We start from the raw sequence: 13,916 nt of genomic DNA, 5'->3' as shown, positions 1-13,916 counted from the left end.
GGGAACTCCTCGATGTTGAATTCAGCAAGCCTGCGCTTGCGGCTGCTGGCCGGCGCCGCCTTGACGGTCGCGATCGCGTCGCCCGCCTTCGCCGCTGCCGCCACGCCGACTGCCACCAAGGATACGGCGACCGTCGCCGCCGCCGATCCCGTGCCCGTCGATCCTGCCGCCCCCGTGACCGCCGACCCTGCCGACCAGACCGGCCTGGGCGAGATCGTCGTGACCGCGACCAAGCGCGAGACCAACCTGCAGAAGACGCCGATCGCGATCAACGTGCTCAGCAGCCAGGCGCTGACCGATCGCCACGTCCAGAGCCTTTACGATCTCGCCGACGGCGCGGTGCCGTCGCTGCGTGTCGCGACCTTCGAGGCGCGCCAGTCCGCGCTGACGATCGGCATCCGCGGCATCGTGCCGCTCGACGCCAACCAGCCCGCCCGCGAGCAGGGCGTCGGCGTCTATATCGACGGCGTCTATCTCGGTCGCCAGCACGGCCTGAACGCAGCGCTGTTCGACGTCGACCGGATCGAAGTGCTCAAGGGCCCGCAGGGCACGCTGTTCGGTCGCAACACCGAAGGCGGCGCGCTCAGCATCGTCACCAAGGGCCCGAGCGGCAAATGGGGCGGCAGCGCGACCGGCGGGATCGCGAACTACGGCAGCTACAACGGTACGCTGCATCTCGACCTGCCGGAAACCTACGGCGTTGCGCTGAAGCTCGACGGCGTCATCCAGCATCAGGATGCGACCACCAAGAACCCGCTCGAGGGCCAGACCGGCTTCAACTATTATCATCGCCGCGGCTTCAAGGCGACCGCGCGGGTCCACCCGATCTCGGGCATGACCGCCGATTTCAGCTACGATAACGGCTATGACTCGAACAGCCCGTTCTACAGCCAGCTGCTCAACGTGAACCCGAACGGGTGCAAGGCGGGGGCGCAATCGGCATCGTCCGCCTGTGCCCTCCCCGGCACCAACTACACCACGCTTACCGGCACCGTGAAGCCGCTTCCGAGCCAGGTCGTGGTCAACGGCACCAGCCGCGCGAAGGTCGCCGATATCGGCGTGCCACAGCAGCCTAGTGTCGACAAGACGCACGGCTTCACCTCGAACATCCGTTGGGATGTCGCACCCGAGATCGAACTCCGCTCGATCACCGCATGGCGCGGCGTGAACGCGACCCAGTATGACAATAGCGGCGGCTATCACCGCGTCCCCGTCGTTGCCGCTGGCTGCGTTGGCAGTGCGTGCAACTTCAGCCGCTACAGCCTTGCCGACCTGCATCAGAACCAGTTCAGCCAGGAATTCCAGGCAGTCGGCACGGTCGGCCAGTTCGATTACGTCGCCGGGCTCTATTACTTCAACGAACATATCAGCGACGACGCGGCGACGCCGAACTCGCTGGCGTTCAATTCTGCGCTGACGACGATCTCAGTGCTCGATCCCTGCACCGGGTCGGGCGGGTTCGGCTCGCTCGTGGGCTGTCGATCGATCGATCGTGCCTCGGAAGTGCATTCGAAGAGCTATGCCGGCTACGGCCAGGTCACCTGGAACGCGACCGATCGCGTCCACCTGACCGCCGGTGGCCGTTACACGCGCGACGAAAAGCAGGGCGTGCTGCATTATTCGCGCAACCTGAACTACGACACGGCGACTGCCGCTCAGCTGACCGCGGCCGGCTACAAGCCGCTCGACGCCACCTGGAACCGGTTCAATCCGATGGCGACGCTCGCCTATGATGCCAGTGACACGGTCCATGTCTACGCCAAATACGCGACCGGCTATCGCGCCGGCGGTGCCAGCTCGCGCACCTCGAACTACCAGACGTTCAACCCGGAGGACGTGAAGTCGTACGAGATCGGCGCGAAGACCGATTTCTGGAACCACCGTGCGCGCCTGAACCTTGCCGGCTACATCATGGATCGCAAGAACAGCCAGGTCGACATCAGCTCGATCCAGACGACCGCGTCGGGCAGCTTTAACAACCTCGTGACGATCAATGCGCCGGGGATTACCAAGATCCGCGGGATCGAGGCCGATCTGACCGTGCAGCCGGTCGACGGGCTGACGCTGACCGCAGGCTATGCGTACACCTACACGAAGATCCCGCCGGTGCTGATCGCGTCGACCGGGGTGTACCAGAACTTCTACATCGTGTTCACGCCGCGCAACGCCGCCAACGGGTCGATCGACTACACGATGCCGATCAGCGACATGGACCTGAAGTTCCACCTCGACGGCAACTACTCGCAGGCCACGCAGACCTTCGACCAGTTCGCGACCAAGAACGATCCGGCGTTCATCGCCAACGCGCGTCTGGCACTGGCGAACATCCATGTCGGCGGCAGCAATGCGGTGACGATCTCGGCCTGGGTCCGCAACCTGTTCGACAAGCAGTATGTGTTCCGCCGCGATCCGTCGAACAGCCTGCCGGGCGCCCCGACGACCAACCTCACATCGGGCAGCGTCAACAACGTGCTGGGCGACTATGGCAACTTCAACGCGCCGCGCACCTACGGCATGGAAGCCTCGGTCAAGTTCTGACCTCACGATCCTCCCCCGCAAGGGGGAGGCGGCGCCGAAGGCGACGGAGGGGAGGATACCAAACATAGGGTGTCGCCCCCGCCCCCTCCGTCAGGCTCCGCCTGCCACCTCCCCCTCGCGGGGGAGGATTACTTGTTGGCTCAGCCGCGTGGCAAGCTCAGCACCACGCGTAACCCAGGTCCCGCGTCCTCGAGCGACAACGTGCCGCGGTGCAGGCGAACGATCGCATCGATCAGCGCGAGGCCCAGGCCGTGCCCGACATCGTGACGGCTGATGTCCAGACGCCCGAACCGGCGAAGCGCCAGTTTGCGCTGGTCGGCCGGGATGCCTGGGCCATCGTCGGTCACCGTCAGCATCGTCGCGACCTTGGTCGAGACGACGCCGATCTCGATCCGCGTGCCCGTGGGCGTATGGCGGATCGCGTTCTCGATCAGGTTGACCGTCGCCTGACCCAGCAACTGGCGATCTCCAACGATAGGGGCTGGTTCCTTCACGACGATGTCGAGCCGCCGACCGCTATCCACCACGACCGGCTGCATCATGTCGCCGACCTCCCGAACCAAGTCGGCGACATCGACCGCCGCGAACGCGGCGCGACGATCGCCCCCTCGACCTCGGCGATCCGCAGCATTGCCGCGAACATCGCGAGCAGCTCGTCGCTCATCGCGATTGCGGCTTCGAGATCCTCGCGCTGCGCCGCCGTCTCGGCCCTGCGTACAGTCAGCGCAAGCTGGCTGCGCAACCGCGCGAGCGGCGTGCGCAGGTCGTGCGCGATGTCGTTCGAGACGTTGCTGATGCTCGCCATCAGGTCCGAGATGCGATCGAGCATCCGGTTGAACGCCATCGCCTGATGCGCGAACTCGCCGCCCGATGGGTGGATCGGCACGCGTCGCGTCATGTCGCCGTCGATGATCGCCTCGACCGTGCGCCGCGTCTCACTGATCCGCCGGCCGATCGTGACGACGAAGAAGACCATGCCGCCAATCACGATCAGCACGATCGAGCCGAACCCGATCAGGTAGATCCGCGTGCGCGCGGCGTTGTAGTCGTCGAACGGCTCGGTCTCGGCGACCGTGGTCAGCGTCATTCCGCCGCCGACGGTACGGACCAGCGCACGGCCCGCGGACAGCCCGGCGATCCGGTCGTCGCGCGCGATTGTGGAGAAGCCCAGCGGCAGGCGGCGCGACAAGGTGATGTTGCCGCCGAGCCGACGGCCGTTCGCATCGACCAGCAACAAACCGATATCGCCGGTGTCGCGTTCGCGCATCGCCGCGTCGATCCGGCGAAAGACGTCGGCCGATCGCCGGTCGCCCGGCACGCCCGCGATCGCGTCGCTGACGACCAGGATACGGCGATCGACCAACCGCTCGATCGTCTGCAGCGTGATACCGTGGATCGCGACCCCGGTCCCGATCGTCGCGACCAGGAACGCCAGCAGAAAGGCCCCGGTCAGCGTGCGAAGCGACCGGAACCGCATCAGCCGCGCAACATGTAACCGACGCCGCGCACCGTCACGATCGGGTCCTCGCCGCCCGCCGCGGTCAGCTTGACGCGGAGGTGGCGGACATAGACGTCGACGATGTTGGTGGTCGGCGCGAAGTCGTAGCCCCAGACGCGCTCGACCAGCATCGCCCGCGTCAGCACCGCATCGGCATTGGCAACGAACTCGGCGAGCAGCTTGAACTCGAGCTTGCCGAGGTCGAGCGCGATGCCGTCGCGCCATGCGCGGAACTTGGTCGGGCTGACGACGATGTCGCCCGCGCGGATCGTGTCTGCGCTACCGCCGGTCCAGCCGCGTCCGCGTACCACCGCGGCCAGCCGCGCGCTGAGTTCGGCGGCGGCGACCGGCTTGACCACGTAATCGTCCGCCCCCGCCTCGAGCCCTTCGACCTTCTCGACCGACCGGCCGAGCGCGGTGAGCATGATCACCGGCACCGTCATGTTGCCGCCGCGCAGCCGCGCGAGCACCGACATCCCGTCGACCTTGGGCAGCATCCGGTCGAGCACCACCGCATCGAACGGCGCGCTGTCGACCGCGGCCAGCGCCTCGCGGCCATCGACCGCGACCGTGACGCGGTGATCGAGCCCGCGCAGTTCCTCCGCCATCGCCTGCGCGAACACCGCATCGTCCTCGACCAGCAACAGGTTCAGGCTCATCGTCGTCTCGCCGAAAGGATCACTTGGATGGGGCCCCGCCCTACCGCGCTTTCGCCCCCCAGGCAAACCGCGCGCTACGCGGCCTTCAGCTGGATCACGAAGCGGTCGGTCGCCGCGCGGAGCTGGCGCGCGGTATCGAGCAGCCCGGTCGCGGCGCGGGCGACCATGTCGGACAGCCCCGCGGTCTCGCCTGCGACCCGCGCGATCCCAAGCAACTCGTCCGCCATGCTGTCGATCCCCGCCGCGGTGCTGTCAGCGGTGCGCTCGATCGACGCCGCGGTCTGGTGGTGATGCCGCACCTCCGCCTGGATCGTGTCCGCGGCGGTCGCGAGGTGGCCGATCATCGTCGCGATCCGGCCGAGCGCATCGTTGGCGACCCCCGCCCCCTGCTCCGCGGAGCCAGCCAGCGCACGGATCTCGCTCGACGCGCCGGTCGCCTGCCCGGCAAGCTGCTTGACCTCGCTCGCGACCACCTTGAACCCGTTGCCGGCATCGCCCGCGCGCGCCGCCTCGATCGTCGCGTTCAGCGCGAGCAGGTTGGTCTTGGCGGCGATCTGTTGAATGGAGTTGGCAAAGCTGCCGATCGTCTGCGTCCGTTCGACGAGCGCGATCATCGCCGTGTGGCTGAGCGTCGATGCGGTACGCGCCTCGGTCCCGAGCTGGACCTGCTGTTCGGCCACGCTTGCGATCGACGTCACCGACTGGGTCAGCGCATGGATCTGTGCCGACAACCGCCCCGCGCTCTCCGACGACTGCGTAGCCGCGGCGGCGCTCGCTTCGGTCTGGCGGGTGGCGACCTGCGCGAGTTCGTTCAGCGCGCGCGCCGATCCGTCGAGCCGGGACGACGCCGACCCGACCGAATCGACGATATCGGCCACCGACGCCTGGAACGCCTCCGCCAACGCCAGCATCTCGGCGGCACGCTGCGCGGCGAGTTCGCGCTCGATCTCCAGCCGACGCTGGCGTTCGCGCGCCTCGCGTGCCTCGGCCGCGCGCATCCCGGTGATCGCCTCCTCCATCCGGTTGCGGCTGTCGATCGCCTCGTTCGCGAGCGTCTCGCTCTCGCAGCGTGCAGTCTCCTGGCGGATCATCAGGCTGCGCAGACGGGCGGTGACATAACCCAGCACCGCGAGCTGCAACCCCACCGCGGCGGCATGAATGACGACGCGGCCGATATTGCCCGAGCCCGTGAACACCCACCCGGGTGCCGCCGTCTCCAGCACCAGATGATGCACCGCGATCAGGCCCGCGGCGAGCGCGATCGGCCGCCAGTCGCAGAGCACCACGAGGGCGGCGAGCGCGACGAAAAAATACATGTGCGCATCCATCTGCCAGGCATGCCCCTGCAACAGATAGACGCCGAGCGCCGGATACACCGCGGCGGGCGTGCCGGAGACCAGCCGCGCAACCGGGTCATGACGCCGCCGCACCGCCATCAGCGTCGGCGCGAGATTGACCAGCACCGCGACGACCAGCACCGGCACGAGCCCGTCGGCATCGAGCCACAGGCCCATCACGCCAAGCCATAGCGTACAGACCCAGCCCGCGATCGCGACGATGGCGATGCCGCGCGCGCGGAAGATCTGGAGGTCGGTGGGGTTCATGCCGCGACCGCCGTTTCGCCGCAGGCTGCGGCCGACGCGCCGAGCAGCACCACGCCATGCGCCATCATCAGCCCTGCCAATTGCGCACGATCGCCCCTGACGATGTAGCTGTTCGGCAACGGCCCGGCACCGATCAGCAGGGCATGGCCCGCGACCGCGGTCGGCAACAGGCTCGCGGCCGCGTTCGCGCCGACCGGTACGAGCAGATATTCGCCATGACGCGGCGGCCAGGCCATCAGTACCGCGAAGCCGATGACGACTGCGATCCCCTGTGCGGCGATGCAGATCGCCACCGCGGAATTGTAAGAACGAACCATATGTTCGACGTAGGTACAATGCGTTAGGCGGCAGTTAACGTATCGGTCACCGTTTCGCTATCGCTCAATCAGCCAGTCGATCACAGGGCCTTACGGCAGCAGCAGCGTGCTCCCCAGGTACGCCCGCTCTCGACCGCGCGATGCGCATCGGCCGCGTCTTCGAGCGCGAAGGTCTGGCCGATCTCGGGTGTGATCGCGCCGCTGTCGAGCATCGCGAACAGGCGGGCGATGCCGGTCTGCCTCTCCTCGGGCGTAACATAGTAATCGAACAGAGTCGGCCGGGTCACGAACAGCGACCCTTTCCGCGCGAGGATGCCGATGTTGACGCCCTCGACCACGCCCCCCGCATTGCCGTAGCTGACGATCAGGCCACGTTTCGCCGCACTGTCGAGCGAGGCGTTCCAGGTCGCGCCGCCGACGCCGTCGAGGATGATGGGCACACCCTTGCCGTCGGTGATCTCGCGGACCCGCGCGGCGATGTCCTCGGACTTGTGGAGGATGACGTGGTCGGCGCCGGCTTTGCGGGTACGCGCCGCCTTGTCCTCGCTGCCGACGCTGGCGATGACGGTCGCACCGATCGCCTTGAGCCAGCCGACCAGGATGTGGCCGACGCCGCCCGCGGCCGCGTGGACGAGCACGGTCTGGCCCGCCTGCACCTTGGCGCAGCGCTCGACCAGGAACTCGGCGGTAGTACCTTTGAGCAGGATCGCCGCGGCGGTGCGGTCGTCGAGCGTGTCGGGCAGCTTGAAGAGTTGGTTCGCAGGCACGTTACGCTCGGTCGCATACGCGCCGCGCGACGGGCCGAAGGTGCCGACACGGTCGCCGGGCGCGAAGTCGGTGACGCCCTCGCCGACCGCCATCACCACGCCCGCCGCCTCGCTGCCGAGCCCCGAGGGCAGGTCGACCGGGTACACCCCGCTGCGGTGGTAGGTGTCGATATAGTTCAGGCCGACCGCCGTGTTGCGCATCCAGACCTCGCCCTTGGCCGGAGGCGGCAGTTCGACGTCACGCCACTGGATGACCTCGGGACCGCCGATCTTCTCGATGAATGCCACTCTCGCCATGCCGGCCTCCCAATGAATTTCCCGGTCAACCTACGGCATGCGTTTCGGGTTGCAACCGATCTCCGCCGAGCCCATTCCTTGGCGAGACAAGATGCGGAGAGGCACGATGAAAAGCTATTTGAAGCAGTATATCGATGGCGCGTGGGTCGAGAGCGAGGGCGGCACCGTCTATCAGGTGATCGACCCGTCGACGGAACAGCCCTGCACCGAGATCACGCTGGGCACCGCCGCGGATGTCGACAAGGCGGTCGCCGCGGCCCGCGACGCGTTCGAGAGCTGGAGCCAGACGAGCGTGCAGGAACGGCTCGACGTGCTCGGCCGGATCATGACCGAATACAAGGCACGGATGCCCGATCTGGCGAAGGCGATGTCGCAGGAGATGGGCGCACCGATGGCGCTCGCGTCGATGGCGCAGGCGCCCACCGGGCTCGCGCATTTCTCCGCGACCGCGAAGGCGCTGGCGGCGTTCGAATTCTCCGAGACCATCGGCAAGGCGACCGTCGTGCACGAGCCGCTTGGCGTCGTCGCGATGATCACGCCGTGGAACTGGCCGCTGAACCAGATCTGCGCGAAGGTCGCGCCTGCGCTGGCGGCGGGCGACACGATGATCCTGAAGCCGTCCGAGGAGGCGCCGTCGTGCGCGGTGATCCTGGCGGAGATCATGGATGCGGCGGGCGTGCCGGCGGGGGTGTTCAATCTCGTCAACGGCGACGGTCCAGGCGTCGGCGCGGCGCTGTGCGCGCACCGCGAGGTCGACATGGTGAGCTTCACCGGGTCCACGCGCGCCGGGATCGCAGTGGCGCTCGCGGCGGCGCCGACGGTTAAGCGCGTGCATCAGGAGCTTGGCGGCAAGGCGGCGAACCTCGTGCTGGAAGGCTCCGATCTTGCGGCTGTGTTGCCGCCGACGGTTGCTGGCGTGCTCGCCAATTCGGGCCAGAGCTGCATCGCGCCGACCCGCCTGCTGGTCCATGCGAGCCAGGTTGCGGAGGCGACCGCGATCGTGAAGTCGATGATGGAGCAGACCAAGGTCGGCGATCCCGCGGAGATGGGTCAGCATATCGGCCCGGTCGTCAACAAGGCGCAGTTCGACAAGATCCAGGGGCTGATCCAGTCGGCGATCGACGAAGGCGCGACGCTGGTGACCGGCGGCGTAGGTCGGCCGGACGGGCGCAATGCGGGGTATTATATCCAGCCAACGCTGTTCACCGACGTCCGCCCCGACATGCGGATCGCGCAGGAGGAGACGTTCGGCCCGGTCGCGACGATCACCTCGTATGCCGATCAGGACGAGGGCATCCGCATCGCCAATGCGACCGAATACGGCCTGTCGGCGACGATCTCGGGCGATCCGGCGGCGGCGGCGAAGGTCGCACCAAAGTTGCGCGCGGGGCTGGTGACGATCAACTCGTGGAGCCCGGACATCGGCGCGCCGTTCGGTGGCTACAAGCAATCGGGCAACGGCCGCGAGAACGGGCGCTATGGGCTGACGGACTTCATGGAGGTAAAGACAATCACCGGCCTGCCGGGTGACGTACGCGAGGGAAGGCCGGCCGAAGCCGGGGCCTGACCCTGCAACCCTCCATCATCCTGACGAAAGTCAGGATCCAGAGCCGATAGGACGGCGCGCGTAACACTGGATCCTGACTTTCGTCAGGATGACGGGTGACTCAGTGCATCGGCCAGACCGCGACGATCAGCGGGGTGCCTACCAGCAGCACGAGCAGCGACAGCGGTGCGCCGAGCCGCGCGTAGTCGCTGAACCTGTACCCGCCCGGCCCCATCACCAGCGTGTTGCACTGGTGGCCGATCGGGGTGAGGAAATCGCATCCCGCCCCGACCGCGGTCGCCATCAGGAAAGCCTCGGGCCGGAACCCGAGATCGCCGGCAAAAGTCGCGGCGATCGGTGCCATCACCAGCACGGTCGCGGCATTGTTGAGAAACGGCGTCACCGCCATCGCCGCCGCCAGTATCAGCGCGACCGCGCCCCAGGGCGGCAGCGTCGCCGCGGTCGACGACAGCCACGTCGCGATCACCTCCGACGCGCCGGTCGTGCGCAACGAGTCGCTGACCGGGATCAACGCGCCGAGCATGATCAGGATCGGCCATTCGACATGGTCGTACGCCTCGCGCACCGGCAGCACGCCGGTCGCCATGATCAAACCCGCCGCGGCGAAGAACGCGACCGCCACCGGCACGAACCCCATCGCCGTCGCGCTCATCGCCACCGCGAGAATGGCGATCGGCAGCCAGCTCCGCTTCGATACGCCGAGCCGCATCTCGCGCTGCGCTAGCGGCAGACAGCCAAGATCGCGCAGCTTGCTCGGCAACTGCTCGAGAGGCCCCTGCAGCACCAACACGTCGCCGGCGCGCAATTCGGTATTGGCGAGGCGCCGCGAGAGATGCTCGCCCTGCCGTGAGATCGCGATCAGGTTCACGCCGTAGCGCGCCTGCAACGCGAGCCGCGCCGCGGTCTTGCCGACCAGCGCCGAGCCGAGCCCGATCACCGCCTCGATCACGCCGACCTCGTCGTCGTCGTCCTCGTCCGCCTTCTCCCGGTCCTCGCCTTCCAGCTTCAGCCGATCGCGCGCGATCACCCGTTCGAGCGCATCGGGATCGCCCCCGAGGATCAGCGTATCGCCCGCGCGCAGATGTGTGTGGTCGTGCGGCGCGCTGCGCATCCCGGCGCGAAGGATGCGGGTGATCGTCACCTCGCGGTCGTGGCGGTCGAGGAACGCATCGACGGTCTCGTCGACCGCGGGCGAGCCGTCGGGGATCATCGCTTCGGTAACATAGCCTTTGATGTCGAGCGCCTCGCCCATCGTCGGCGCGGCACGGCGATCGCGCGGCAGCAGCCGGTAGGCGAAGCGGAGATAGATCAGCCCCATCAGCGTCAGGCCGAGTCCGACCGGCGCGTAGTCGAACATCCCGAACGGGTGCCCGGTCATCTGTTCGCGGACGCGGCTGACGATGATGTTGGGCGACGTGCCAACCAGCGTGATGAGCCCGCCGAGCAGCGACGCGGACGCCATCGGCATCAGGAAGACCGAGGGCGAGGTGTCGTTCTTCTTCGCCATCTGGAACGCGGCGGGCATCAGCATCGCGAGCGCGCCGATGTTCTTGACCAGCGCGGAGGCGAACCCGACCGAGGCGGTCAGCAGCAGCAGTTGCGAGCGGACGCGGGTCACGCGGCTGGCGAACTTGGCGAGCGCGCGTTCAATAATTCCCGAGCGCTGCACCGCCGCCGAGATCACCAGCGCCGAGCCGACGATGATGACGATGTCGTCGGAGAAGCCCTTGAACGCGTCCTCCGGGCTGACAATGCCCAGCGCGATGCTGGCGAGCAACGCGAGGATCGCGGTGACATCGTAGCGGAACCTGCCCCAAATGAAGAGCGCCATCATCCCGAACAGCGTGGCGATCGAGAGATACTGGGGAACGGTCATCGGGTCTCCGCATGTCGACCCATAATAAGCGCGGGCTCGCGGCGGTTGTTCCGCGCGCGAGCCCGGACCTTAGTCGAGGTTAGGACGAAGCCAGCGTTCGGCGGTCTTGAGGTCCGCGCCACGGCGTGCGGCATAGTCTTCGAGCTGGTCGCGGCCGACGCGGGCGACGCCGAAATACTCGGCCTGCGGATGGCCGAAATAGAAGCCGGAGACGGCGGCGGTCGGGAACATCGCGAAGCTCTCGGTCAGTTCGAGCCCGGTCGCGGTCGGGGCGTCGAGCAGGTCGAACAGGATCGGCTTGAGGCTGTGATCCGGGCAGGCGGGATAGCCGGGTGCGGGGCGGATGCCGCGATACTGTTCCTTGATCATCGCCTCGTTGGTGAGCTGTTCGTCGGGGGCATAGCCCCAGAGATCGGTGCGGACGTGCTTGTGTAGACGTTCGGCGAAGGCTTCGGCGAAGCGGTCGGCGAGTGCTTTCAGCAGGATGTCGTTGTAATCGTCGTTGTCCGCCTTGAAGCGGGCGATGTGCTCGTCGATCCCGTGGATGCCGACCGCGAAGCCGCCGAACCAGTCGTCCTGCGTGTCGACGAAATCGGCGAGGCACATGTTGGCGCGGCCTTCGCGCTTGGCGATCTGCTGGCGCAGCATGGGGAGCCGATATTCCTCCCCGGCACGGGGAGGGGACCATCCGCAGGATGGTGGAGGGGGCCTCCGCGAGCGGGACGCTGTGTGGCACGCCCCCTCCACCGCTGCGCGGTCCCCTCCCCGTGCCGGGGAGGATACAAGTATGTCATCCCCCACGCGGCGTGCCGGCCACAGCCCTGCGACGCCGCGTGGGGTCAGCCACTTCTCCGCGACGATCGTGTCGAGCATCGCCTGCGCATCCGCGTACAGCGAACTCGCGCTCTCGCCGACGACCTCGTCGGTCAGGATCGCCGGGAAATTGCCCGCCAACTCCCACGCGCGAAAAAACGGCGTCCAGTCGATATAGTCGCGCAGATCCGACAGATCCCAATCCGCGAACACATGCACGCCAGGCTTCACCGGCGCAGGCGGTTTCAGCGCGAAATCCGCAACGAACGCGCGCTCGCGCGCGGTCGCCAGAGGCAGCAACTCGCTCTGCCCCTTGTTCGCGCGCGAGATCCGCACCGCCTCATACTCGTCCGCGGTCTTGGTCACGAACTCGTCGCGGATCGTGTCCGACACCAGGGTCGACGCGACGCCGACCGCACGGCTCGCGTCGAGCACATGCACCACCGGGCCATCATACGCCGGCGCGATCCGCAGCGCGGTATGCACCTTCGACGTCGTCGCGCCGCCGATCAGCAGCGGCATCGTCATCCCCGCGCGCTTCATCTCCTCGGCGACCGTGACCATCTCGTCGAGGCTCGGTGTGATCAGTCCGGAGAGCCCGATCATGTCCGCATCATTCTCATTCGCGGATTCGAGGATCTTCGACCACGGCACCATCACGCCGAGATCGACCACGTCGAAGCCGTTGCACTGCAGCACCACGCCGACGATGTTCTTGCCGATATCGTGCACGTCGCCCTTGACGGTCGCCATGATGATCTTGCCCTTGCCGCGCGCGCCGGGCTCCTTGGCCGCCTCGATATACGGGAGCAAATGCGCGACCGCCTTCTTCATCACGCGCGCCGACTTCACGACCTGCGGCAGGAACATCTTGCCCGATCCGAACAGGTCGCCGACGACGTTCATGCCGTCCATCAGCGGACCTTCGATGACCTCGATCGGCCGCCCGCCATTGCCGGCGATGACCAGCCGTGCTTCCTCGGTATCCTCGACCACGTGCAGGTCGATGCCCTTGACCAGCGCATATTCGAGCCGCTTGTTGACACCCAGCGAGCGCCATTCCGCCGCCGCCTTCTCCGCGACCACGTCGGTGCCGCGATAGCGTTCGGCGAGCGCGACCAGCCGATCGCCCGCCTCGGGATCGGTGTTGAGCACGACGTCCTCGACTGCCTTGCGCAGTTCGGGATCGATATCGTCGTAGATGTCGAGCTGGCCGGCGTTGACGATCGCCATGTCCATGCCCGCGGGGATCGCGTAATACAGGAAGACGCTGTGCATCGCGCGGCGCACCGGTTCGTTGCCGCGGAACGAGAAGCTGAAGTTCGACAGCCCGCCCGAGATATGGACGTGCGGGCAGCGCGCCTTGATCTCCTTGCACGCCTCAATGAAGTCGACGCCGTAGTTGTTGTGCTCCTCAATTCCCGTCGCGACCGCGAAGACGTTGGGATCGAAGATGATGTCCTCGGGCGGGAAGCCGATCCCGACGAGCAGCTTGTACGCGCGCTCGCAAATCTCGACTTTCCGGTCCTTGGTGTCCGCCTGGCCGACCTCGTCGAACGCCATCACGACCACCGCCGCACCGTACGCCATGCACTTGCGGGCCTGCGCCAGGAACTGCTCTTCGCCCTCCTTCATGCTGATCGAATTGACGATCGGCTTGCCGCTGACGCACTTCAGCCCGGCTTCGATCACGCTCCATTTCGAACTGTCGACCATGAACGGGATGCGCGCGATATCGGGTTCGGCGGCGATCAGCTTGAGGAACGTCGTCATGGCGTGATGCGCGTCGAGCAGCCCCTCGTCCATGTTGACGTCTAGCACCTGTGCGCCGCTCTCGACCTGCTGGCGCGCGACCTCGACCGCGGCGGGATAGTCGCCCGCCATGATCAGCTTCTTGAAGCGCGCCGAGCCGGTGACGTTGGTGCGCTCGCCGATGTTGACGAAAGAGGTGGAGGAGGAAGTCGTGGTCATCGGTTTTCC

10 protein-coding genes are annotated in these 13,916 nt (G+C 67.1%); 2 read left to right on the top strand and 8 right to left on the bottom strand.

Annotated features, from left to right (window positions below; all coding sequences use genetic code 11):
- The first annotated feature begins 12 nt into the window (after positions 1-12).
- Positions 13-2,538, top strand: a complete 2,526-nt coding sequence (locus QP164_RS00520) for a TonB-dependent receptor (RefSeq protein WP_333921773.1) — start codon at positions 13-15, stop codon at positions 2,536-2,538.
- 140 nt (positions 2,539-2,678) lie between these two features.
- On the opposite strand, the gene QP164_RS00515 is transcribed toward QP164_RS00520, so the two are convergent.
- From QP164_RS00515 to QP164_RS00490, 6 genes are all read right to left on the bottom strand, one after another.
- A complete protein-coding gene (locus QP164_RS00515) occupies positions 2,679-3,080 on the bottom strand; it encodes a sensor histidine kinase (RefSeq protein WP_333921772.1) in 402 nt (133 codons plus the stop codon).
- Positions 3,077-4,015 carry a histidine kinase dimerization/phospho-acceptor domain-containing protein gene (locus QP164_RS00510; protein ID WP_333921771.1) on the bottom strand — a complete coding sequence of 313 codons (939 nt, stop codon included), beginning with the start codon at positions 4,013-4,015 and terminating at the stop codon, positions 3,077-3,079. The genes QP164_RS00515 and QP164_RS00510 overlap by 4 nt, the downstream gene beginning before the upstream one ends.
- The gene (locus QP164_RS00505) at positions 4,015-4,695 is read right to left on the bottom strand and encodes a response regulator transcription factor (protein WP_333921770.1); all 681 of its coding nucleotides are present in this window, start codon (positions 4,693-4,695) and stop codon (positions 4,015-4,017) included. Before QP164_RS00505 ends, QP164_RS00510 begins: the two co-directional genes overlap by 1 nt.
- A gap of 74 nt (positions 4,696-4,769) precedes the next feature.
- A complete protein-coding gene (locus tag QP164_RS00500; protein ID WP_333921769.1) occupies positions 4,770-6,299 on the bottom strand; it encodes a methyl-accepting chemotaxis protein in 1,530 nt (509 codons plus the stop codon).
- Positions 6,296-6,616, bottom strand: coding sequence for a hypothetical protein (locus QP164_RS00495; RefSeq protein WP_333921768.1), 321 nt, complete (start codon positions 6,614-6,616; stop codon positions 6,296-6,298). The genes QP164_RS00500 and QP164_RS00495 overlap by 4 nt, the downstream gene beginning before the upstream one ends.
- 80 nt (positions 6,617-6,696) lie before the next feature.
- Positions 6,697-7,680 (bottom strand): quinone oxidoreductase family protein, encoded by a 984-nt coding sequence (locus QP164_RS00490; RefSeq protein WP_333921767.1) that lies wholly within the window; start codon positions 7,678-7,680, stop codon positions 6,697-6,699.
- Positions 7,681-7,786: 106 nt separating this feature from the next.
- Here QP164_RS00490 and QP164_RS00485 point away from each other — a divergent pair, with 106 nt between their 5' ends.
- Positions 7,787-9,247: an aldehyde dehydrogenase family protein gene (locus tag QP164_RS00485; protein ID WP_333921766.1), complete on the top strand. Its 1,461-nt coding sequence runs from the start codon at positions 7,787-7,789 to the stop codon at positions 9,245-9,247.
- A 100-nt stretch (positions 9,248-9,347) separates the two neighbouring features.
- Here QP164_RS00485 and QP164_RS00480 read toward each other — a convergent pair whose 3' ends face one another.
- Together QP164_RS00480 and metH are read right to left on the bottom strand one after the other, a co-directional pair.
- Entirely contained in the window at positions 9,348-11,123 is a 1,776-nt protein-coding gene (locus QP164_RS00480; protein WP_333921765.1) for an SLC13 family permease, read from the bottom strand.
- Positions 11,124-11,192: 69 nt separating this feature from the next.
- On the bottom strand, positions 11,193-13,907 hold the full coding sequence (metH, locus tag QP164_RS00475; protein WP_333921764.1) for a methionine synthase: 2,715 nt from the start codon (positions 13,905-13,907) through the stop codon (positions 11,193-11,195).
- Positions 13,908-13,916 lie beyond the last annotated feature (9 nt).

Origin of the sequence: Sphingomonas sp. LR59, assembly GCF_036855945.1 — a bacterium.
Classification (GTDB): Bacteria; Pseudomonadota; Alphaproteobacteria; order Sphingomonadales; family Sphingomonadaceae; genus Sphingomonas.
Note: the sequence above shows the minus strand (reverse complement) of the source record. Positions and strands in the feature narration are given on the sequence as shown.